This is a genomic window from Patescibacteria group bacterium (assembly GCA_026397045.1).
Taxonomy (GTDB): Bacteria; Patescibacteriota; Saccharimonadia; order CAILAD01; family BJGX01; genus JAPLVO01.
Window position 1 is genome coordinate 46,945 of sequence record JAPLVO010000010.1, and the last position, 19,628, is coordinate 66,572.

Genomic DNA, 19,628 nt, shown 5'->3' on the forward strand with positions numbered 1-19,628 from the left:
CATAAGCCCTCCAAATAAAAAACTCCCTAAAAGGAGTTCTTTATTTGGAGGGCCCAGTGAGACTCGAACTCACGACATGCTGCTTAAAAGGCAGCCGCTCTAACCAACTGAGCTATGGGCCCTCGTCGAACTATTGCTTAAGTTTATGTAAAATTAGTATAAACTAATTTACTTCAACCACCGCAACAGTTCTCCTCTCGATGTAACAAACAGAATTTAAGGTCTTGGTTTGTTCCATCGTAGAAAAGGTAAACCTTCAAAAGCTTGCACCAGCGCTTTATTTCTCGTCTCGATTTACGAAACAGACTTGGGGTCTTGGTTTCATAAATCGTTTAAGAAAAATAATCTAAAAAAAGTTTAGGAGCGTATATTTTAAGCTATTATGTATCTTTTATAACCTCAACATTATAAGTTTTATGTAATAATAAATCAATATCTGTACAGCCCTCATGCTTGGCCGCAACGAGCTTAAGCCGATAGAGTAGAGATTATGCGAAGGCCAACTATAATAATATTATCCTGCATGAGCTTCATAGCTGGAACTATAGTTGGCTATAATTTTTTGTTCAGCCCTAACTTTTGGTGGACTGTATTCTGTATCTTTTCTGCGTTGGCCAGTCTGCTATTGTCGCGCAGATTAAAGTTTATACCGATTGTCCTATGCGGCGCTGTTCTGGGGCTGGCAATCATAACATATCAGCAAAACTATATATCGCAATATGGCCTTTCGGGGTCGACCTACAAAAAGCTAGAGATTTCAGGGGATGTTAAGGGCGACCCCTATTGGGACAAAGATAGAAATTATGTTTTTACATTAACAAATCTTAATGTCGATGGATCTAGTAGGGTGGGCGATGTACGTATAAAAACATTTTCATCGGCCGTAAAAGAGGGCTATAGGGTAACGGTGGTCGGTAAGATATTCCCGATTATGGCTAAGCCAGGCTATCAAATAAGTTATGGCACAGTAAAGATCGCATCATTTAATCAGCCAGTAATGGTGATGGCCAAGCAGTTGTTCTATTCTGGGATAGATAGATCTCTCGAGGAATCCCCAGCCGGCTTTCTCAAGGGTATCCTAGTTGGAGCTAGGAGCTCATTGCCTCTACCCCTACAGCAAACATTAAATGAAGTAGGCCTCTCGCATATTGTTGCGGTATCTGGGTATAACCTAACAATATTGGTGGTAATTCTCCAAAGACTATTAAAAAAGCGCTGGCTTTGGGCGAGCTTAATAATATCGCTCGCACTTGTCTGGAGCTTTACGATTCTAACAGGAGCCTCAGCTTCTATTTTGCGAGCTGCAGTAATGGCCACAGTGTTTTTGATAGCCAGCTACTATGGCCGGCCGTTGAGTGTTTTTACATGTATAAGTATTACCGCGGCTATAACATTATTAATTAATCCATCCTCTGCGGTAGAGGACATAGGCTGGCAATTATCATTTTTATCACTCACCGGGATAGTGGTACTGGCCCCAATTATAACTACCATACTTCCCAAAAAGACCCCATTACTTAGCGATCTTGTGGCTGTTACTTTTGCCGCTCAAATTGCTACCGTTCCGTATTTACTATACTTATTCGGTAGCTACTCTATTGCCTCAATTATATCTAATATGGTACTAATGCCCATCATTCCGCTAATGATGTTGGCCGGCTTTCTTATCGCTATTGTGGGTATACTAGCCCCTAGCTGGGGGTATATATTGGCGAGTCCACTGGCAAAGCTGATAAGTATTATCTTCGATTTCTTACAATATTTACAGTCTCAAAAGGGGTTAATAGTGGTTGTAAGACCGCAGACCTATGTATTAGTTATATGGTACCTACTTATTTGTATACTTGGGGCTATAGTCTATCACCACAATCTCGATACCAGCCTTGCATCTTTCCAAATGCCAGATCGCTTGGTAAAATAACACCATTCTAATCTGTTAACAGAAAGGCTTACAATGTCAGGACATAGCAAATGGGCCAGCATTAAACATAAAAAGGGTGCTACAGATGCAAAGCGCGGTAAGATTTTTACTAAAATGGCTGCCGAAATCGCACTTGCCGCACAGGGTGGCGCTGATCCTACGATGAACTTCAAGCTTAGGTTGGCTATTCAGAAGGCCAAGTCTGCGAATGTTCCGGCCGGCAATATCGAGCGGGCAATTGCCAAGGGTAGCGGGCAGGGTGGGGCCGCCAAGCTAGAGGAACTGTTGTATGAGGGGTACGGACCAGCCGGCGTGGCGATTATGGTTAAGGCTCTAACTGATAATCATAACCGCACCGGACCAGATGTTAAATCGACCTTCACCAAGCACGGTGGCAATCTTGGCTCGCAGGGCTCAGTGGCTTATATGTTTGAGCAAAAAGGTGTAATCGTATGCAGGCCAAATATCGACAATGACAGTGCAGAGCTCAGCGCAATCGATGCCGGCGCCGATGATATCGACGATAGCGGCGATCAGCTCGTGGTGCTAACTTCGCCAGGCAAGCTCGAGGCGGTGCGTGATGCAATCGGCGAAGACAATGTTGAGAGTGCTGAAGTACAGCAAACACCCAGCCAGAGCGTGATGGTCGACGACGAGTCTAAGGCCAAGACTCTACTAAACCTCATAGACTCACTCGAGGATCTAGACGATGTGATAGAGGTTACAGGCAATTTTGACATTCCCGAAGACATATTGAATAAATTGCAATGAAGATTTTAGGTGTGGACCCGGGTACTGCGACAACCGGCTTTGGTCTAATAAACAAGGTCGGCCATAAGCTCAGCTTACTAGATTGTGGGGTAATTTTGACTTCTAAGGATTTAGAAATGCCGAACCGACTTAAGATAATATATGATGACCTAGCTCAGCTAGTGGCTCATCATAAACCCGATGCGATAGCGGTTGAGAAATTATTTTTTACAAATAATATCACTACAGCTATGACCGTAAGCCAAGCTAGAGGCATAATATTGCTCGTTGCCTCTCAAAATAATGTGCCAATCGCCGAATACACCCCCCTGCAAGTCAAGATGTCGGCCACTGGATATGGTAAGGCGACAAAAAAACAAGTCCAGGAAATGGTAAAAAAAATTCTTAAACTTAATGTTATCCCGAAGCCCGATGATGCAGCAGATGCCATAGCAATTGCAATTTGCCATGGGGCAAATATAGCTTGACCATCTTGGGTCTCTACATCATACTTAGCACATGGACGCAATTACTATTTTTGGGACACTCTCACTATTTATACCCTTTGCCCTTATAGCCTTAATCGTATATTTGGCAGTTAATTTTTCTAAGCCCAATTTCTCTTTACTACGCAATATGATCATCACCACCACCATACTGTCCGCACTATTTAGCGGCGTTACAGCCTTTTATTATTTTCCAACAGAAGTACTAGGCTCTACAGAAGGTTCTCTTAGCTTTGGTATAAGAGTTGCTTTCGGGGTGGCAGTTATAATATCAGGCCTGTTCTTGAGAAATGGCATACAGAAGTATTTCTTACTGGTATTTGGCCTCATACTGTTGGCTCTGCAGGCGCCATACATATTTGATAATTTTGGCACTTTGGGCGCATTATTTGTTGTGATAATGGCATTTGTAGCCTTAACTGGGGTGACGGTATGGCTTACAATGAGGCCAAAACATGAATAGATTCGTCAAAATTATTCTTGCCATCGCTATAGGCATTATGTACCCAGTACTAATATTCACCCTATCTTTAAATCTTTTCCCGGACATAAAGCCGCAACCTAACAGTGCCAATGATAATACATTCCAGGATACATTCGAGGAATGCGATGCCATACGCCGGGTTGAAAACGCACCCAAAAATAATTATAAATATAATAGCGATGAATACGATAATTGCATTAGAGTCGGAGACGAAAAGCGTGATGCCCTCGTCAAGGCCGAAAACGCGCTCAAAAATAATGTGGTAATAAATAGGATTAACCTCGCTCTTGTATCAGCCTTGATAGGCTTTACTTTGGTTATTGTCCTGAGCTCAGTTTCACCGTTAGCCGCTGGTATGTCTGGTGGATCGATGATGATTATAATTATATCCACGGGCCTTGCATTAAGTGTAAAATCAAATGGTAATCTTGGCCCTCTACCGGTCGCATTGTTTACCACCTGCTTTGCTTTCCTAGTTGTAGTTTTGTTTATGATAGATACCAAGTTTCCCAGGCTCAATAAACCCGAGGCGAGCAAAGATATGAACAACACAGCACCGTATGCCAATCAAAGCCCGGCTGATTCCCCGCAGGTAAGTAGCAGTACAACTCATGAGCTAAAAGAGACTATAATTCCTCCAGAAAAACCCGAAGCCAAATAGGCTACCCGTGCCTTGTTGAAATTATCTACCAAAATATGTTCGGCATATGTTTAATCTACTGTTATAATTATCGGTATGATAGCCAAAATAACAGGTGAAGTAGAAGATAAATTGCCCCAAGGTGTTGTCGTCGGAGTCGGCGGAATAGGCTATGAAGTTGTGGTACCGAGTAACTATTTGTTGGGGATATCTATAGGGGATAGAGTTAGCTTCCATATCGCCGAGAATATCAAAGAAGATGAATACACTTTATTCGGCTTTCCCGATATATCTTCAAAAACAATATACTATAAGCTCAGGAGCGTAAACGGTATTGGGCCAAAGGCGGCAATTGCAATATTGTCGGCCAACAATGCTCAGCAAATACAAGATGCAATTATTAAGGACGATATCATGGTGTTTAGTAGTGTAGCAGGTGTAGGCAAAAAAACTGCCCAGAGAATAATCCTAGAATTAAAGGGCAAATTAGTGGAGGCCGAAACTTCTGGATCAAACCCTGAAGATCAGGCATATCTTGCCCTCATAAGCCTAGGTTTTTCCGCTAAAGACGCCAGTACTGCGCTAAGAGGTGTGAACACAGAATTATCTACCCAGGATAGGATTAAACTAGCCCTAAAAGGTGCAACAAAGTGATAGAGCGCCAAGAACAGCTCGCCCACCCTGCCAAAGAAGTTGCCCAGGAAGCTGTGTTCGAGTTATCCCTGAGGCCTAAAACATTCCAACAGTACATTGGGCAAGAACAGATTAAAAAAGCTCTTAAAGTGGCTATTGAGGCTACAAAAAAGCGTAATGAAGCGCTCGACCATATTTTGCTATACGGGCCACCCGGGCTAGGCAAAACTACCCTTGCTCATGTTATCGCCAACGAGCTTGATGGTAATTTGAGGGTAACGAGTGGACCCGCTGTAGAAAAAGCCGCCGATCTAGCATCCCTACTCACTAGCCTGGAGGATGGAGATATATTATTCATCGATGAGATACATCGGCTCCCCAGGAATGTAGAAGAGATTCTATACTCTGCGATGGAGGATTATGTTATAGATATAATGCTAGGAAAAGGCCCTTCAGCTCAAAACCTACGCCTTGATCTGCCCAAATTCACTCTGATTGGCGCTACCACACGCTATGGAGCATTATCATCGCCGTTGCGCGATAGGTTTGGTATTGTTAATAGGCTTAACTATTATCTGGAGGAGGAAATAGAGGAAATTATCGCTCGCTCTGCGAAGTTAATGGATATACAGATCGGCAATGATGCCCTGGCAAAGATGTCTCGTCGTTCAAGGCTAACTCCCAGAATAGCCAATCGGCTTCTAAAGCGCGTGAGGGATTGGGCTCAAGTACACGGCGATAATACTATAAATACCCTGGCGCTAGAAGGCACACTGGCTATTCTCGAGATAGACAGCAAGGGTCTCGATCAGTCTGATCGGCGGATATTAGACACAGTTATTAGTAAATACTCGGGTGGTCCGGTTGGGGTCAGCGCTATAGCTGCCGCTTCTGGAGAAGAGCGCCAAACTATTGAGGATGTTAATGAGCCCTATTTGATACAGCTTGGATTCCTGGAGAGAACTAGCCGAGGCCGCAAGGTCACGAAGAGTGGCTATTTGCACCTTGGGCTGGAGCCCCCAGAAGATACTTCATAAGATGAGCTTATTAGGATAAAATATTAGTATGAAACAAATGATTCCAAATAAAATAACTTATCCTGGCCAGCCAGAAGGGGAGATTACCCAAAGGGTGGTGTATAAAAGCATTATGACTATTGGGCCAATACTGGCCGCTATGGCCCTAGTATTATTGGGGTATATAGTAGTCGTAATAGCTTACGATAAGAACTCAGCCCAGATAAATGCCATTATACCTAAGGGCTTTATTAGCGTCCTAGGCTTTTTACTAATTGGGTCTGTAGTATTTTTACTACTTGGAACGGTCTGGATTTGGCGTCGTAATAAGATAATTATAACCAACTCTCATGTTGTAGATATGGATCAAATTGGGCTTTTTAATATGTCTCTATCGACTCTGAGCCTATATGAGATACAAGATATCAAGTCTAGTATCAAAGGGCCCATCCAGACATTTCTAAATTATGGAACTGTTGTGATCCAGACTGCTGGAGAGACAGAGAATTTTGTATTCGATTTTATAGCAGATCCAAATGAACTAAAGCAGTATATCTTGTCGGCTCGAAAAATATTCTACTCTTCTAAGGCCGTCCAGAAATCCACCAATACAATAGTTTAATTTGTGCTAGTGACTCTATAAATACCCTTAGCCTGGTCACTACCTAAAGTCTTGAGGTCTTTATCATTTTTGTTCTCTAGTTCGGCGTCTAGATAGAAGCTACTAGGGGGAGTGCCACTAACCACATAAATGTAGTCATTCCCTGATTTTGGGTCTTTGGGCAGTTTCTTGATAAATGGCACAGCGCCACTTTCTAGCTCTGCAAGAGTTGCTGGGTATGAGCCCTTTTCAGTGTAGTAGTTTTCTAATGAAGACTTGATTACCCTCAAATCGCTCTTGCGTGAAGAATCGCGAGCCCTAGATGGCCCGCTAACTAGCCCTGGTACTATAAGAACCGCAAAAAACCCAACCACAATAGCCACAACCACTACATCTAATATCGTGAAGCCAGCCGGCTTATTTGAGAATCTTTGTTTCAATGAAAACATGATACAGCTATTGTATAACCCTTATGATTTATAGGTCAATAGCAGTTTTATTTTTGCTATGCTTTACATTTTACTTTGATAGACCTATCATGTCGCCATGAAGCATATAATAATATCATTGATAGTAGTTATGACGGTAGTTGTAATGATGCCATCTAGAGCTCTATCAGCCTCTAAGCCAGTACTGATTAGTGAGGTTCAGACTGGCTCTTTGATATCCGCAGGGGAAGAGTTCATCGAGATTTTCAATAGTAGCACCTCAGCCATAGATGTAACTGGCTGGAGCCTTTATTACCGATCGGCTACCGGCGTTGTATGGTCCAAGAAAGGTACTATAGCGTCTGGCAGTGTAGATCCTGGAGATTTTTGGGTCTTGGCGGCCAACACTGTGGGTAATAGCCCGTTTACTAGCGGCCTAGCACAAAGTGGGGGTAGTATTGAGCTTAGGGACAAACAAGGCGCAGCAGTGGATCAGTTTGGCTGGGGTACGGCAAATACTGCACTTATAACTCCCGGAAGTGAATCGAAGCCTGGCGAGAGCATGTATCGTTTGTATGATTTTGGCTTAAAGGAAATGGTAAATAGTGATAATAATTTCGCTGATTTTGATATATCTAATTCCCCAACACCTGGCATGGCTCCAGCTCAGGAAATAATAGAAGTAGAGGAGCCAGTACAAACATACCCTAACTTAGAGCTAAGCGAACTATTCCCTGATCCAGTCTCACCTTTAAGTGATGCGAGCGATGAGTTTATCGAGATATACAACCCCACAGCAGAGGCCGTAGATCTTTCGGGCTGGAAACTAAGAGATGAATCGGGGGGAGAATACTTAATAAAAGGCAAGACAATCCTGGCATATGGCAGGATAGCAATAATGTCGAGCGAATCAAAGATTACACTTAACAATACAGGGGACATAATACTTCTGATCGACCCTAACGATAAAGTGGCTGATGAATCTAGCAATTATGGAGCAGCTGAAGAAGGCTTAGGCTGGACAAAGCAAGCTGGACAATGGCAGTGGAGCATCAGCCCGACTCCTGGTGCAGCTAATTCCGCCATATATATAGATAGCTCTCTTAGCCCCGCCTCATCTGTTGCAAACATTAAGAAGTCATCAACCAAAAAACCGTCTTCAAAAACTATAACCAAAGCCAAGGCCAAAGCCAAAGCTAAGACCAAGATAAGCAAATTGAAGGCATCACCAAATAGTAGCTCCAATCCAGCGTCGTACCCTACCGATGCTAATAAAACGCCAGCTTCAGGTTTGTGGCCCTGGTTGCTTGTATCGCTAGGAATCGCTACCATAGGTTATGGAATATATGAATACAGAACAGAAATTCAGCTTCAATTCAAAAAACTTAGATCAAAGTTTTAATCTCGGAACTAAGCTAGCCAAATTAATCCATCCGCCAATTCTTATTGAATTAGTCGGTGATCTTGGCGGTGGAAAGACCGCACTCGTAAAGGCAATTGCCAAAGGCCTAGGTATAACTCAGACAGTCACTAGCCCTACATTTAATATTCATCGGGGTTACGAAGCACCCTCTGGAATTCGCTTAGAGCACTTCGACCTGTACAGATTAAACGACGATGAAATCGTAGAAAACGAACTGCAAGATAGTCTTGCCAGCTCAAATACGATAGTCTGTACCGAATGGGCTAATCATTTCAGTAAGAATATGGCAGAAGATAGGCTAATGTTGGAGTGCCACTATATAGACGATAATACGCGGCGCTATGACTTTACCTCAACCGGGCCGATATCTTCCAAGATAATAAACGGACTTAAGCAATGATACTGGCGCTAAGATCCGACAAGCCAGAGGCAGAGCTATATCTATTTGATGATGGCAAAAAAATAGCTGAAATAAAATGGGAGGCTCATCGCGAGCTTGCCGATACAATACTAGGCAAGATAAAAGAAATTTTAGTAAATAATAATATCGCTGATAAAGATATAACCGGAATTATCATGCATACTGGCGAAGGGTCTTTTACTGGGCTGCGCATCGGAACGACTGTGGCCAATGCTATGTCCTATAGTTTGGGTGTTCCAATCGTTGAGGCAGAAGGCGACAATTGGATAAATGAGGGCCTCGGCAAAATTACAAGCTCAAAGCCAGGGAATTTAGTAGTACCAAAGTATAACGCCGAACCAAATATCTCTCAGCCCAAAGACTCTTAAGCTTGAATATAGGCCCAAATAGTTGTTAAATAGTAGTAGTCTTATATTGTTATTTAGAATTTAATTTTAGAAAATCAGTTTTTACTTTAATACGGGTGAAAACAACTACTTAGAAAGGTAGGTGTTTATGGAAATACTCTTTGCAGTACTTGCCTTAGCTATAGGTGGGGGAGCTGGCTATGGTGCTAATTCCTATATCTCAAAACAAAAAGCTTCTGATGCAGACTCAAAAGCCAAGAAGCTTTTAGACGATGCCAAGGAAGAAGCAAAAAATAAAGTTTTAGATGCCCAGCAAGAGGCTGTCAAAATTAATGGTGAATTGAAACAAGAAGAACGCGAAAGGCGTAATAAAATTGATGCTTCAGAAAAGCGCGTAGCCGACCGTGAGACGCTATTAGATAATAAGCTCGATCAAATAGAGAAACGCACTGAAGCTCTGGGTAGATCCGAAAAAGAGATTGAAGCTATTAAAGAAGAGATTCGGGCAATTAGAACTCGCCAAGAAAATAATTTAGAAAAAATAGCCAAGCTTAAAAAAGAAGATGCTCAAAAGAAACTTATGGAAATGACCGAGCGCGATATTAAAAATGATTTAGTAGAATACATAGAGAAAAGAAAGCGCGATGCGACTGAAAATGCTGATGAAATAGCCAAGGACATTATGTCTCAGGCAATGGAGCGTCTGGCTACAGGCACAGCATCGGAGCGCACAATTAGCACAGTGGCAATACCAAACGATGGCGATAAGGGGAAGATTATCGGTAAGGAAGGTCGTAACATTCAGACCCTTGAGCGCCTCACGGGGGTAGAGATTATTATAGATGAAAGCCCAGGGGTAATTACTATTTCTGGCTTTAATCCTATTCGCCGCCAGGTTGCCAAAAAGGCCTTAGAGGCGCTTGTTAAGGACGGCCGAATCCACCCAGCCAAGATAGAAGAAACTGTCGAAAAGGCTCAGAGAGAAATCGACGAAGAGGTGAAGGTTGCCGGGGAACAGGCTGCCCGTGAAGCTAAGGTACTAGGGCTGCCATCAGAAATATCAAAGACTATGGGAATGCTAAAGTTCCGCACTAGCTATAGCCAAAATGTATTGCACCACTCTGTCGAAATGGCCCACTTAGCCGCAATGATTGCCGAAGAAATCGGCGCCGATGTACAGGTATCTCGCACAGCTGCATTTTTGCATGATCTTGGTAAGGCAGTTAGCCATGAAGTAGAAGGCAAACACCACCATATCACTGGCGATATGATGCGCAAGGCCGGTTTCGATGAAGCCACCACCCATGCGGCCGAAGCGCACCATGATGATATAGAGGCTACTACGTCAGAAGCTCTGATAGTCAGAGTAGTCGATGCATTAAGTGGCGGTCGGCCAGGAGCCAGGGGCGATAAGCTAGAAAACTATGTAAAACGCATGACTGATTTAGAAAATGTCGCAAATGCGTTTAGTGGAATCAAAAAAAGCTATGCGATAAGTGCCGGTAGAGAGATTCGAGTATTTGTGGATCCCGAGGAGATAGATGATCTCTCGGCCATAAAATTGGCTCGTGATGTAGCCACTAAGATTGAGGCATCCCTAAAGTACCCGGGAACAATTAAGGTAAATGTAATTCGTGAAACTAGAGCAGAGGAGTACGCAAAATAATGAAAATATCACAAGAAGAAATTAGAAATAATAGAAGACTAAAAATATGAAAATTTTATATATCGGCGACATAGTCGCAAAAATAGGTAGGCGAGCAGTTGGGCAAGTATTGCCAAAGCTAAAAGAAGAAAGGCAAATCGATTTTGTAATTGCACAATCCGAGAATATGAGCACCGGTAATGGCATAACTAAAAAATCCATTAAGGAAATGAAGGATGCAGGAGTGGATTTCTTTAGCGGTGGAAACCATAGCTTCAAAAAGCCTGAAGGTGTGGATATGCTCAATGATCCAAGCGAGCCGATAATACGCCCCGCAAACTATCCTGGCAAAACTCCGGGTCGAGGTTGGAAGATTGCCGAAACACCATTTGGCCGAATATTAGTCATCAATTTGCTTGGCCAAACTTTTAATGGCCCACAATTAGACCACCCCCTAAAAGTAGTAGATGCAATACTCGAAGAAAATAAACATGAAAAGCTAGCTGCCACCATAGTTGATTTACATGCTGACTTAACATCTGAAAAAGTGGCGATTGGATTTTACCTAGATGGTCGAGTCAGTGGTGTGGTTGGTAGCCACATTCATGTAAGCACCGCCGATGCAAAAGTTCTGCCGGGCGGAACTGCGCATATTAGCGATGTCGGTATGACAGGCCCAATAGATTCCGTACTTGGCGTTAAAAAAGAAATTATAATCGAAAAGTGGCTCAATCAATTGCCAAACAGATTTGATTGGCCTAAAACCGGTATCGTGCAATTTAGCTCTGTACTAATTGATGTCGGTAGCGATGGCAAAGCTAGGAGTATTGAACAGATATTAATTAGTACTGAGGTAAATTAATGATAAAGCCCGAGCTAATACAGGCCATAGCCAATAAAACTAAGATGCCTAAAAAGCAGATAGAAGTAGTTATCGACACTATGGTTGAAACCATCACAACAGAAGTTAAAGACGGCCACAAGGTGCTGATTAGTGGCTTTGGCTTATTTTACTCGGCCAATCGAAAGTCTCGTAATGGGATTAACCCCGTCACTAAGGCACCTATACGAATAAAAAGTATGCAGATGCCTAAATTTAGGGCTGGGGAGCGTTTCAAAAGAGTTGTCCGAAGCAAAAGTTAGGCCTGTTTATTATAAGCCCTAGGCTATATAATACTAGATATGAAATACTCTTTTGTAGACGAAAAAGTAGTTAATAAAATAAATGCTAGCCGAAACCGAAAGTTAGATATATTTAGGGATTCCGAACCAGCGCAGAAAGGGTTTTTGCTGCTTGCTCTACCCAAGCAAACAGCCCATAAGATTATTAACGATCTTGATAACAGAGAGATCCTGGATATCATAGGTACCTTAGACCCAAACAAATCCACTCGATTATTGCATGAACTATCTTCCACAAGAGCTCGCCATATTATTGAAAAGCTTAAAGCTGAAGACAAAGAGAAAATCGACTTATTGCTCAGCTTCAGCCCTAAGACCGCAGCTGGGCTTATGGGCCTTGACTACATTATCGCCTCACCGAGTATGCATTTCAGCGATCTATCCATCGATTTAGCAGCCCATGAAAAAGCAACTGGAAGGTTCCCTTCCATATTTGTTGTCGAGAACGGTAGCTTGGTAGGAGAGATACCTGGCCATATATTATCTCAGCATCCTGGGAGCGAGAAGGTAGGCCAGTATGCCACTCGAGTGCCTCACATCAAGTATGATATTGATGAGCATAAAGTTATCGATACCTTCCTCAAACACCCACACGATAAAGTAGTAGTACTGGGCGATAAAGAAGATATCATTGGTGTCATAAACTCCAATGATCTACTCAGCTTGCTAGACAAAAAGCGAGCCAGTGATATTTATGGACTGGCGGGAGTTAGCAATGATGAGGCTGCCATGGATACTGTATTTAGTAAAGTAAGGCACAGGTGGCTCTGGCTTATACTGAATCTTGGGACGGCATTTTTGGCGGCTTCGATAGTAGGTATGTTCGAGGGCACTATAGCTCAGATAACTCTTTTAGCAGTATATATGCCAATTGTTGCAGGCATGGGGGGCAATGCCGCCACTCAAACCCTTGCTGTGACAGTTCGCGGAATTGTTATGCACGAAGTATCGCTTGCTAGCTGCGGAGTCTTTATAGGCCGTGAAATAGCCGCAGGGGTTATAAATGGAGCAATTAACGGAACCTTAGTGGCACTTGTTGCTATCCTACTAAATAAAAACCCCATGCTTGGGTTTGTATTGGCTGTTGCGATGATTTGTAATTTGTTTATTGCGGCTTTTGCTGGCGCGCTAATACCTCTGATAATGAAGAAGCTCGGCAAGGACCCTGCAACATCTGCGACAATCCTAATTACAACATGCACTGATGTCGGCGGTTTCTTCATATTCCTTAGCTTAGCAAAGGTATTTTTGACATAAATAGTAAGGAGTAATAGATGGCGGACAATAAGACAAGAAACAAACCAAACACAAAAACTGAAGATACCAGTAAAAATCTTCAAGACACAAACGACACCGCTGCTAGCCTAAAAGTGCAAACAAACGCCGAAGAAGTGGATCCTCAAATATCCAAACCCAAGGTAAGATTGTACAAGAAATTTTCGTTTTGGCTTATACTTATTTCGGCTATTGTATTACTGGGCTTAGTAGCATTGGGTGGAATCTATATATCCAACCAAAATAACAACAAAAAGCTGATCAAAGAAGGGTGGGGTTCTATAGTTCGAAAATCTGAATCACTCGTATCGCTCTCTGAAAAGGTCCAGGACAAAGAAACATTTGAGAACTACATTATCGAGCTAAAAAATCTTACCTTTCTGGTCTCCGATAGCAAGCTAGCTGCTGAAAAGCTAAAACAAGGAGCCCAGGACGCCCAGCTGTATAAAATATTTTTGAATGATTTTTATGCCTATACTACCGACAGTCTGGACCATGCCAATAGAATTAACGATTTCACGGACTCCAATGCCGAAGCCCTAAAAGCTAACTCCTTAATTTCTAAGGACTCTTCAGAAACTCTAAAAAATAGCACGAAGTATCTTACCGAGTCTATGCCCGATGGTGCGTTTGATATTCAGTCTCTGCTTTCCAGAATAAGCAAAGTATTGCTGGTAAAAGATCTAGCTATAAAATCAAAAGAGCTAGCTGAACAAGATAAGTCTGCCAAAGACATGGCTGATAAGAAACTTGTCGAGGCTTCCATAGACGGTTATATGAGCAACTTTTTAATAGGCAACGCAGCTAAAATTCGTCAGTACATGACCGAAGAGTATCAAAAAGAGTTTGACTTTAACCAGCTCACCGCACAGGCTCGTGAGTATAGCTACCCCTCTGGTTTTAGGGTGCTATCAACTCAAAAATCTGATGGTGGTAAATACAAGAGCGAGGCAAACATCATTTATAAGCTAAGGGATGGGTCAAGTCAGTACACCGTCGGCAACGAGATAAATTTGGTCTATAATGCTGATACTGCTAGCTGGCTAGTAAATAGCATCAGAGAATCTAGCGGGTATTAACACCTGGCTTCAGCCTAAAGACATAATAATAACCCCCATTAAAAAATGCCAGCTTTACTGGCATCTTTTAATGGGGCGAGTGATGGGGCTTGAACCCACGACCTCCTGGACCACAACCAGGCGCTCTAACCAACTGAGCTACACCCGCCACGGCGTCAGACAACTACTTTGAAAATACTTTATGGTGCCCCCGGCAGGACTCGAACCTGCGACCTACGGTTTAGAAAACCGTTGCTCTATCCAGCTGAGCTACAGGGGCTTACATAGTTATTATACCCCAGATATAAATTAATCCCGGCAAGCGGGATAAATTTTTCATGGAGCGGGTAGCGGGGATCAAACCCGCATCTCCTGCTTGGAAGGCAGGAATAATAATCATTATACGATACCCGCAAACAGAAGTGACGCACGAATGCGTCACTTACTGGATCAAATTGATTATTTCTACCAATTTGGGATATGAAAAGAAATAAAAGGTACAAGGACTAAAAATAAGCGCCTATAGTTAAAAAATTATATACTATTTATGAACTTACCGCAATATTACAGTTAGTAAGCAGATCATTATTGTTAAAATTGTGTCATAATGGTATCAATAAATAATAACGAAAGGAAGTATGAATAAATTAAAAAAATTAGCGGCAGTTATCACGGCACTAGCGAGCACTTTGCCAGTTTCTGCATTTGCTCAGGACGGATATGTATCTAGCTCATTATCGGATAATGCCCAACAAAATTCTGTTGGAGCAACAGGGGCGTTTTTATTATTCTTTATTGTACTATATGGAATATTTATTATTATTGGGATGGTACTATTCGTATTCTGGATTTTTATGTTGGTAGATGTATTCAAAAGAACCAACTGGAAACAGGAAAACGATAAAACACTCTGGATTTTATTAGTTATATTGCTTTACCCAATAGGCTCAATTTTATATTTCTTCTTAGTAAAGAGAAAACTCGATAATAACAAAAACACCCTTACCGCCCCTCCAAGTGCGACCTAAGTATATTAAAATACGAAAATATTTCAGCTACCAATTGCTAGCCGCTACAAAGCACGGCCCCATACGGAATAGTTTTACTGGTAGATTGTTTCGCTTCTATATGCTAAAATAACCAAGATTAGCGCCCTTAGCTCAGCTGGATAGAGCGTCTGACTTCGGATCAGAAGGCCGGGGGTTCGAATCCCTCAGGGCGCACCATAAAGTATTTTCAAAGTAGTTGTCTGACGAGGGCCAGTAGCTCAGTTGGTTAGAGCGGCTGCCTCTTAAGCAGCATGTCGCGGGTTCGAATCCCGCCTGGCCCTCCATAGTGTTTGCCTTCCTTTGCGATGGAACAAACCAGATTCTATATTCTGCTTGTTGCATCGAGGGGAAGACAAGTTAAGCTTACGAAAGCGATTTGGCAACGGGGTGTGGCGCAGTTGGCTAGCGCGCGTCGTTTGGGACGATGAGGTCGAAGGTTCGAGTCCTTTCACCCCGACCATAAAAAATACTCCAGCTTGTCTGGAGTCTTTTTTATGACCAGAGAAAGGACGAGAAACCCAAAGGTTTGGTGCACGAGGCAGCAAGAGCAGCTTTAGCTGCTTTTAAGTTTGGTAGCTAGCCCCTTGCGTAGCTTGGTGTTCTCGAGCAGTGCATCGATACTGCATATTATTCCAAAGCCCAGGCCACTGATTATTAGCAGAGTGGTCGTACCCGACACCGTAAATACCACCAGTGCTAAAAAGGCATACAGGCTAGCCAATAAAAAATAGCTTAAATTAAATTTGTATATCACGGCAATAATTATCATCGCTACTGCACAGGTTGCTGGCCAGCCCGCAAAGCCATTACCGATTACTGGCGCTAGGCCTTGATATTCAAAATAATTAAACACAAAGCCAGGCAGCACTATTACTAGCAGCCAAAGGGCCTGTATCAGCTTGGTCTTATTATCACCAAAGCCTCCTAGCTTTAGCTGAACTACCAGCGCAATCGTTATTAGAATTGCCCAAATTGTAAAAAACTGTACTGTATTTTGAAATGTTATAACACTAATAAAATATCCAAGCGACAATGTAGCCGCCCAGGTGAATAGTATTATTTGATAGTTGTTCAGTTTTTTGGCTTGCTTGGTGATTTTTTTCATAACACCAGTATAGCAGATATAAACATAAGTTAATTTAATGAATTACTAAAACAATAAAATAATCATGAATTATGCGCCATAATAGTCACGCAGTAGAGTCAGCTTATTATCCATTAGTAACCCATTTAAGCCCACTGTCTGCTTTCCCCCATACCAAATACTGTATTACTTAATTAATCCTAAGTAGGCCAATGATGATAATTACCTCTTAGGCCACCCAGGCAACTTGGGCTGTGATTATTGCTAAGTCCTTGTGCTTAAGGCCATACCATAGCCATATAGAGGTAGCGATAAGATAGGCCACCCAGGATATTATAGATACACCCTTTTCTTGCAAAATCCATATAGAGTACACCTGAGGTATAGTCAGTAAGGGCCCAATAGTAATTGCGAAATAAATTAATTTATCAACTTCAGATTTTTTATTCTTGTTTTTGTTTTTATTCTTATTCTTTTTTGAATACGCGCGTATTTTGTGTATAGACATAGACTATATTTTATCAAACAACTAGGCTTATTAGTAGTTATTTATACCTACTAGCTGTTGGGTGCTGCTTTCACTTAACAATCTTATGCTATATAATATTAAAAAAATGCAGTACACAATTAATTCAGCTCCTTCTCATAGAGTAAGAACTAGAAGAAACCGATGGGCGTTCGCAGTTATTGGTTTATTTCTGCTCATTTTGGGAGTTTATTTATCCATTCTATTAATTACGCCTAAAATCCAGAAGAAGTCACCTCAGCAGATCCAGAAGTCTGCTAGCGAACTACCGGTTTACGACAAGAATACTATATTTATACCGTCAGTAGGTGTCCAGTCCGAAATAGGCCAGGGTGGGCCGGGTGTTTTAGATAAGGGCTTAGCCTGGAATCGACTCCCCGAGCAGGGTAACCCAATTAAAGGCGGCAATATGATAATTACTGGCCATAGTTTTGTATGGGGCTACGACCCATCGCAGGTTACAAAAAGATCCATTTTCTATGACCTTAAAAATGCCAAAGTTGGCGGTGATGTACTAATAAATTGGTATGGCAAACAGTATAAATATACTATTACTAAAGTAAAGACAGTTAAACCCAGCTCTGTTGAAATTGAAAATCAAAGTAGTGAACCAATGCTCACTATCTACACCTGCACCTTGGGAGGGTCGGCCGATGGCAGGGTAGTAGTAATCGCTAAGCCCAGTTAGTTATGGGTGACATATCTTGATAATAATAGTATAAATAGTATATGGATTTAAATTTAATAGTTCAAAATAATATATGGTGGCTTATTGTTATATACATTTGGGCAACTGCCTGGAAGGCATGGGCACTTTGGATTGCCGCTAAAAAAGACCAGAAAGTATGGTTCTTGGTTTTTATAATAGTTAGTACTGCAGGCATTCTAGAAATATTTTATATATTCTATTTTAGCAAGCAAGATAAGAGCACTATAAAGGCCAATAAGTAGCTTGCTCTACCACCCCTCTGTCTGATAAACCGCCGAGACAAGTACGCTGGTTGGCCGACCTTTGCAGGTCGTACCCTTTATAGACATTTGTATCTCACTCCATTTATCATTTGGTCTGCTCGCAGTCATGTGATTAAGAGAGTTAGATATCATATCCTCAAGGCCTTTTTGTGTATTGCTATGATGCTCTACAAAGAGGCCTTTTTTAGTGCTAGCTTCTTGAACCCAGCCTATGCCAACCCACATCTCTTGGCCGGCGGTTGAGCTGCGGACTTCAGATATTACAACATAAAGCTTGCTACCGAAATCTTTTGGCGTAAAAGAAGGCTTTTCGAATACGATATTGCTACCAGGCGGAATTACGGAGCTTAGACAGATCAGGTTCTGATCTCCAATGCCAGCACTCATTAGGGCTGAATCAAAGGCCGACAGTTCAGTGGGGCCAGTGCCACTGCCTTTTGTGATTTGTATATTCATAATAGCCTAATTGTAACCTAAAAATATTATTTGTAGTATAATAATCGCAATTCGCCAGATTGGTGTTGGTACCTAGAAAGGGAGCCTCAATGGTTGCTGAAGTGGCATATAAGACACCAAGCACAGTTAAGGCCATGGTCTTTGTTGTGCCTGTCTTGGTGGTTAACTCTGCATTTTTCTACTTAGGAATGTGGATCTGGCTAAGGGTCATGGTTAGCTTGGCACTAGTATTACTACTTGTGCTAGCACGCAGCCACGTCTTTAGGGGCCTAGACAAGCTCAACCGTAAAGCGGTAGAGGAGTACCATGTAAAGTTTGAAATATTTATTGGGCTTTATGTGTTTTCTTTTTTGCCATTTTACCTTGGCATTTTTATGACCGTTCAAGGGACACTTAATAACGCCTGGCTGATAGCAGTCTTGGGCGTTATTATCAATCGTCTAGCTTGGGCCTTGCCATATCTGTACCCGCTAGTTTGCGGCACGCTTCCCAAGAAGTTGCAAATTGGTATTTGGTTATGGATAGCTAGTGGAGTCATCTACGGCATAGCAAAGGCTATGCTCCAATGAGGAGAGATATGGAAATAACTAGAGAAACCCAAGTGGATATTGAGCTAGAAGACAAATTCTGGCTGCTCTACAACACTGCATTTGCAGATCTCAGAACCGCCTCGCCTTGCAGACAGTACATGCACGAAAGTGAGTTTAGAGAAGAAATGTCAGATGAGCGCATGCTCAAATTTGTACTCTGGGAAGACGATACGGCTCTAGCTATGGCTCTTGTAGCGGTAGATCTTACAGCAATCGACTGGATTTCACCAGAGTTTTTTGAGAAGAAGTACCCGGATCAATACAAGCAAGGCACCATCTTTTATTTTGGTGCGTTGCTTGTAGTCCCAGGCCTTCAAGGCCTGCATTACAGCGAGCTTTTGCTGGCCGAGCTCATTAACTTTGTCGTTAGAAATAATGGCGTTGCAGCATTTGACTGTTATTCAAAAAACAGCGATTGGCTACCTAGTCACATAGAGCAAATGGGTGATAAGGTGGCGGTTGTAGAACTGAGTGAACTCGACTACCAAGCTTATTACGCGATTGAGTCTAAGGGCTTTAAGAACCAGAAAGAGCCAAGCGCATTTGTTTGGCTAGAAAAATAATCATTAACCCCCGGCATTACGCCGGGGGTTAATCGCCTTTAAAGTGTTATTTTTTGCT

At 42.2% G+C, this 19,628-nt stretch carries 25 protein-coding genes and 7 tRNA genes; 24 read left to right on the forward strand and 8 right to left on the reverse strand.

Going from position 1 to position 19,628, the window contains the following annotated elements; translation table 11 throughout:
* Positions 1 to 45: 45 nt before the first annotated feature.
* Positions 46 to 122: transfer RNA gene (locus tag NT111_01905), tRNA-Lys, on the reverse strand.
* Between the two features lie 368 nt (positions 123 to 490).
* On the opposite strand from NT111_01905, the gene NT111_01910 reads away from it, so the two are divergent.
* The 8 genes from NT111_01910 (at position 491) to NT111_01945 (ending at position 6,572) form a co-directional block, all read left to right on the forward strand.
* Positions 491 to 1,921 (forward strand): ComEC/Rec2 family competence protein, encoded by a 1,431-nt coding sequence (locus NT111_01910; GenBank protein ID MCX6804751.1) that lies wholly within the window; start codon positions 491 to 493, stop codon positions 1,919 to 1,921.
* A 33-nt stretch (positions 1,922 to 1,954) separates the two neighbouring features.
* Positions 1,955 to 2,692 (forward strand): YebC/PmpR family DNA-binding transcriptional regulator, encoded by a 738-nt coding sequence (locus NT111_01915; GenBank protein ID MCX6804752.1) that lies wholly within the window; start codon positions 1,955 to 1,957, stop codon positions 2,690 to 2,692.
* Complete coding sequence (gene ruvC, locus NT111_01920) at positions 2,689 to 3,159, forward strand: crossover junction endodeoxyribonuclease RuvC (GenBank protein ID MCX6804753.1); 471 nt, start codon at positions 2,689 to 2,691, stop codon at positions 3,157 to 3,159. Before NT111_01915 ends, ruvC begins: the two co-directional genes overlap by 4 nt.
* Positions 3,160 to 3,190: 31 nt before the next feature.
* Positions 3,191 to 3,640 carry a hypothetical protein gene (locus tag NT111_01925; protein MCX6804754.1) on the forward strand — a complete coding sequence of 150 codons (450 nt, stop codon included), beginning with the start codon at positions 3,191 to 3,193 and terminating at the stop codon, positions 3,638 to 3,640.
* Positions 3,633 to 4,322 carry a hypothetical protein gene (locus NT111_01930; GenBank protein ID MCX6804755.1) on the forward strand — a complete coding sequence of 230 codons (690 nt, stop codon included), beginning with the start codon at positions 3,633 to 3,635 and terminating at the stop codon, positions 4,320 to 4,322. The genes NT111_01925 and NT111_01930 overlap by 8 nt, the downstream gene beginning before the upstream one ends.
* Positions 4,323 to 4,397: 75 nt before the next feature.
* Positions 4,398 to 4,955, forward strand: a complete 558-nt coding sequence (gene ruvA / locus NT111_01935) for a Holliday junction branch migration protein RuvA (GenBank protein MCX6804756.1) — start codon at positions 4,398 to 4,400, stop codon at positions 4,953 to 4,955.
* Positions 4,955 to 5,971 (forward strand): Holliday junction branch migration DNA helicase RuvB, encoded by a 1,017-nt coding sequence (ruvB, locus tag NT111_01940; GenBank protein MCX6804757.1) that lies wholly within the window; start codon positions 4,955 to 4,957, stop codon positions 5,969 to 5,971. Before ruvA ends, ruvB begins: the two co-directional genes overlap by 1 nt.
* 28 nt (positions 5,972 to 5,999) lie before the next feature.
* Positions 6,000 to 6,572 carry a PH domain-containing protein gene (locus NT111_01945; protein ID MCX6804758.1) on the forward strand — a complete coding sequence of 191 codons (573 nt, stop codon included), beginning with the start codon at positions 6,000 to 6,002 and terminating at the stop codon, positions 6,570 to 6,572.
* On the opposite strand, the gene NT111_01950 is transcribed toward NT111_01945, so the two are convergent.
* Positions 6,569 to 7,000 carry a type II secretion system protein GspG gene (locus NT111_01950; protein ID MCX6804759.1) on the reverse strand — a complete coding sequence of 144 codons (432 nt, stop codon included), beginning with the start codon at positions 6,998 to 7,000 and terminating at the stop codon, positions 6,569 to 6,571. The genes NT111_01945 and NT111_01950 overlap by 4 nt on opposite strands.
* 97 nt (positions 7,001 to 7,097) lie before the next feature.
* Here NT111_01950 and NT111_01955 point away from each other — a divergent pair, with 97 nt between their 5' ends.
* The 8 genes from NT111_01955 (at position 7,098) to NT111_01990 (ending at position 14,351) form a co-directional block, all read left to right on the forward strand.
* Entirely contained in the window at positions 7,098 to 8,381 is a 1,284-nt protein-coding gene (locus NT111_01955) for a lamin tail domain-containing protein (protein ID MCX6804760.1), read from the forward strand.
* Entirely contained in the window at positions 8,326 to 8,802 is a 477-nt protein-coding gene (gene tsaE / locus NT111_01960) for a tRNA (adenosine(37)-N6)-threonylcarbamoyltransferase complex ATPase subunit type 1 TsaE (GenBank protein MCX6804761.1), read from the forward strand. Before NT111_01955 ends, tsaE begins: the two co-directional genes overlap by 56 nt.
* On the forward strand, positions 8,799 to 9,191 hold the full coding sequence (locus NT111_01965; protein MCX6804762.1) for a hypothetical protein: 393 nt from the start codon (positions 8,799 to 8,801) through the stop codon (positions 9,189 to 9,191). Before tsaE ends, NT111_01965 begins: the two co-directional genes overlap by 4 nt.
* 127 nt (positions 9,192 to 9,318) lie before the next feature.
* A complete protein-coding gene (gene rny / locus NT111_01970) occupies positions 9,319 to 10,836 on the forward strand; it encodes a ribonuclease Y (protein MCX6804763.1) in 1,518 nt (505 codons plus the stop codon).
* A 46-nt stretch (positions 10,837 to 10,882) separates the two neighbouring features.
* A complete protein-coding gene (locus NT111_01975) occupies positions 10,883 to 11,677 on the forward strand; it encodes a TIGR00282 family metallophosphoesterase (protein ID MCX6804764.1) in 795 nt (264 codons plus the stop codon).
* On the forward strand, positions 11,677 to 11,958 hold the full coding sequence (locus tag NT111_01980) for an HU family DNA-binding protein (protein ID MCX6804765.1): 282 nt from the start codon (positions 11,677 to 11,679) through the stop codon (positions 11,956 to 11,958). The genes NT111_01975 and NT111_01980 overlap by 1 nt, the downstream gene beginning before the upstream one ends.
* Before the next feature lie 39 nt (positions 11,959 to 11,997).
* Entirely contained in the window at positions 11,998 to 13,254 is a 1,257-nt protein-coding gene (locus tag NT111_01985; GenBank protein ID MCX6804766.1) for a magnesium transporter, read from the forward strand.
* A 17-nt stretch (positions 13,255 to 13,271) separates the two neighbouring features.
* Positions 13,272 to 14,351 carry a hypothetical protein gene (locus NT111_01990; GenBank protein MCX6804767.1) on the forward strand — a complete coding sequence of 360 codons (1,080 nt, stop codon included), beginning with the start codon at positions 13,272 to 13,274 and terminating at the stop codon, positions 14,349 to 14,351.
* A gap of 71 nt (positions 14,352 to 14,422) precedes the next feature.
* On the opposite strand, the gene NT111_01995 is transcribed toward NT111_01990, so the two are convergent.
* The 3 genes from NT111_01995 to NT111_02005 all read right to left on the reverse strand — a co-directional run bounded on the left by NT111_01995 (position 14,423) and on the right by NT111_02005 (position 14,744).
* Positions 14,423 to 14,499, reverse strand: a tRNA-His gene (locus NT111_01995).
* A 34-nt stretch (positions 14,500 to 14,533) separates the two neighbouring features.
* Positions 14,534 to 14,610, reverse strand: a tRNA-Arg gene (locus NT111_02000).
* 59 nt (positions 14,611 to 14,669) lie between these two features.
* Positions 14,670 to 14,744, reverse strand: a tRNA-Gly gene (locus NT111_02005).
* Between the two features lie 224 nt (positions 14,745 to 14,968).
* Here NT111_02005 and NT111_02010 point away from each other — a divergent pair.
* The 4 genes from NT111_02010 to NT111_02025 all read left to right on the forward strand — a co-directional run bounded on the left by NT111_02010 (position 14,969) and on the right by NT111_02025 (position 15,839).
* Positions 14,969 to 15,358 (forward strand): PLD nuclease N-terminal domain-containing protein, encoded by a 390-nt coding sequence (locus NT111_02010; protein ID MCX6804768.1) that lies wholly within the window; start codon positions 14,969 to 14,971, stop codon positions 15,356 to 15,358.
* A 121-nt stretch (positions 15,359 to 15,479) separates the two neighbouring features.
* Positions 15,480 to 15,556 (forward strand) — tRNA-Arg (locus tag NT111_02015).
* 30 nt (positions 15,557 to 15,586) lie between these two features.
* Positions 15,587 to 15,663 (forward strand) — tRNA-Lys (locus NT111_02020).
* 99 nt (positions 15,664 to 15,762) lie between these two features.
* A tRNA-Pro gene (locus NT111_02025) sits at positions 15,763 to 15,839 on the forward strand.
* A gap of 93 nt (positions 15,840 to 15,932) precedes the next feature.
* Here NT111_02025 and NT111_02030 read toward each other — a convergent pair.
* Positions 15,933 to 16,484, reverse strand: a complete 552-nt coding sequence (locus tag NT111_02030) for a hypothetical protein (protein MCX6804769.1) — start codon at positions 16,482 to 16,484, stop codon at positions 15,933 to 15,935.
* Positions 16,485 to 16,692: 208 nt separating this feature from the next.
* The gene (locus tag NT111_02035) at positions 16,693 to 16,971 is read right to left on the reverse strand and encodes a hypothetical protein (protein ID MCX6804770.1); all 279 of its coding nucleotides are present in this window, start codon (positions 16,969 to 16,971) and stop codon (positions 16,693 to 16,695) included.
* A 106-nt stretch (positions 16,972 to 17,077) separates the two neighbouring features.
* On the opposite strand from NT111_02035, the gene NT111_02040 reads away from it, so the two are divergent.
* Positions 17,078 to 17,677: a sortase gene (locus NT111_02040; protein MCX6804771.1), complete on the forward strand. Its 600-nt coding sequence runs from the start codon at positions 17,078 to 17,080 to the stop codon at positions 17,675 to 17,677.
* A gap of 41 nt (positions 17,678 to 17,718) precedes the next feature.
* On the forward strand, positions 17,719 to 17,940 hold the full coding sequence (locus NT111_02045) for a DUF5652 family protein (protein ID MCX6804772.1): 222 nt from the start codon (positions 17,719 to 17,721) through the stop codon (positions 17,938 to 17,940).
* 6 nt (positions 17,941 to 17,946) lie between these two features.
* Here the strand turns inward: NT111_02045 and NT111_02050 are convergent, their stop codons facing one another.
* Positions 17,947 to 18,417 carry a pyruvoyl-dependent arginine decarboxylase gene (locus NT111_02050; protein MCX6804773.1) on the reverse strand — a complete coding sequence of 157 codons (471 nt, stop codon included), beginning with the start codon at positions 18,415 to 18,417 and terminating at the stop codon, positions 17,947 to 17,949.
* An 89-nt stretch (positions 18,418 to 18,506) separates the two neighbouring features.
* Between NT111_02050 and NT111_02055 the strand changes: the two genes are divergently transcribed.
* Together NT111_02055 and NT111_02060 are read left to right on the forward strand one after the other, a co-directional pair.
* A complete protein-coding gene (locus NT111_02055) occupies positions 18,507 to 18,986 on the forward strand; it encodes a hypothetical protein (protein MCX6804774.1) in 480 nt (159 codons plus the stop codon).
* Positions 18,987 to 18,994: 8 nt separating this feature from the next.
* Positions 18,995 to 19,570: a hypothetical protein gene (locus NT111_02060; GenBank protein MCX6804775.1), complete on the forward strand. Its 576-nt coding sequence runs from the start codon at positions 18,995 to 18,997 to the stop codon at positions 19,568 to 19,570.
* Positions 19,571 to 19,628 lie beyond the last annotated feature (58 nt).

What these genes read in the sequence shown, in the direction of transcription:
- NT111_01910 (MCX6804751.1), top strand. Translation starts at nt 491, where the DNA reads ATGCGAAGGCCAACTATAATAATATTATCCTGCATGAGCTTCATAGCT.
- NT111_01915 (MCX6804752.1), top strand. Translation starts at nt 1,955, where the DNA reads ATGTCAGGACATAGCAAATGGGCCAGCATTAAACATAAAAAGGGTGCT.
- ruvC (MCX6804753.1), top strand. Translation starts at nt 2,689, where the DNA reads ATGAAGATTTTAGGTGTGGACCCGGGTACTGCGACAACCGGCTTTGGT.
- NT111_01925 (MCX6804754.1), top strand. Translation starts at nt 3,191, where the DNA reads ATGGACGCAATTACTATTTTTGGGACACTCTCACTATTTATACCCTTT.
- NT111_01930 (MCX6804755.1), top strand. Translation starts at nt 3,633, where the DNA reads ATGAATAGATTCGTCAAAATTATTCTTGCCATCGCTATAGGCATTATG.
- ruvA (MCX6804756.1), top strand. Translation starts at nt 4,398, where the DNA reads ATGATAGCCAAAATAACAGGTGAAGTAGAAGATAAATTGCCCCAAGGT.
- NT111_01945 (MCX6804758.1), top strand. Translation starts at nt 6,000, where the DNA reads ATGAAACAAATGATTCCAAATAAAATAACTTATCCTGGCCAGCCAGAA.
- NT111_01950 (MCX6804759.1), bottom strand. Translation starts at nt 7,000, where the DNA reads ATGTTTTCATTGAAACAAAGATTCTCAAATAAGCCGGCTGGCTTCACG.
- NT111_01955 (MCX6804760.1), top strand. Translation starts at nt 7,098, where the DNA reads ATGAAGCATATAATAATATCATTGATAGTAGTTATGACGGTAGTTGTA.
- tsaE (MCX6804761.1), top strand. Translation starts at nt 8,326, where the DNA reads ATGAATACAGAACAGAAATTCAGCTTCAATTCAAAAAACTTAGATCAA.
- NT111_01965 (MCX6804762.1), top strand. Translation starts at nt 8,799, where the DNA reads ATGATACTGGCGCTAAGATCCGACAAGCCAGAGGCAGAGCTATATCTA.
- rny (MCX6804763.1), top strand. Translation starts at nt 9,319, where the DNA reads ATGGAAATACTCTTTGCAGTACTTGCCTTAGCTATAGGTGGGGGAGCT.
- NT111_01975 (MCX6804764.1), top strand. Translation starts at nt 10,883, where the DNA reads ATGAAAATTTTATATATCGGCGACATAGTCGCAAAAATAGGTAGGCGA.
- NT111_01980 (MCX6804765.1), top strand. Translation starts at nt 11,677, where the DNA reads ATGATAAAGCCCGAGCTAATACAGGCCATAGCCAATAAAACTAAGATG.
- NT111_01985 (MCX6804766.1), top strand. Translation starts at nt 11,998, where the DNA reads ATGAAATACTCTTTTGTAGACGAAAAAGTAGTTAATAAAATAAATGCT.
- NT111_01990 (MCX6804767.1), top strand. Translation starts at nt 13,272, where the DNA reads ATGGCGGACAATAAGACAAGAAACAAACCAAACACAAAAACTGAAGAT.
- NT111_02010 (MCX6804768.1), top strand. Translation starts at nt 14,969, where the DNA reads ATGAATAAATTAAAAAAATTAGCGGCAGTTATCACGGCACTAGCGAGC.
- NT111_02030 (MCX6804769.1), bottom strand. Translation starts at nt 16,484, where the DNA reads ATGAAAAAAATCACCAAGCAAGCCAAAAAACTGAACAACTATCAAATA.
- NT111_02035 (MCX6804770.1), bottom strand. Translation starts at nt 16,971, where the DNA reads ATGTCTATACACAAAATACGCGCGTATTCAAAAAAGAATAAGAATAAA.
- NT111_02040 (MCX6804771.1), top strand. Translation starts at nt 17,078, where the DNA reads ATGCAGTACACAATTAATTCAGCTCCTTCTCATAGAGTAAGAACTAGA.
- NT111_02045 (MCX6804772.1), top strand. Translation starts at nt 17,719, where the DNA reads ATGGATTTAAATTTAATAGTTCAAAATAATATATGGTGGCTTATTGTT.
- NT111_02050 (MCX6804773.1), bottom strand. Translation starts at nt 18,417, where the DNA reads ATGAATATACAAATCACAAAAGGCAGTGGCACTGGCCCCACTGAACTG.
- NT111_02055 (MCX6804774.1), top strand. Translation starts at nt 18,507, where the DNA reads ATGGTTGCTGAAGTGGCATATAAGACACCAAGCACAGTTAAGGCCATG.
- NT111_02060 (MCX6804775.1), top strand. Translation starts at nt 18,995, where the DNA reads ATGGAAATAACTAGAGAAACCCAAGTGGATATTGAGCTAGAAGACAAA.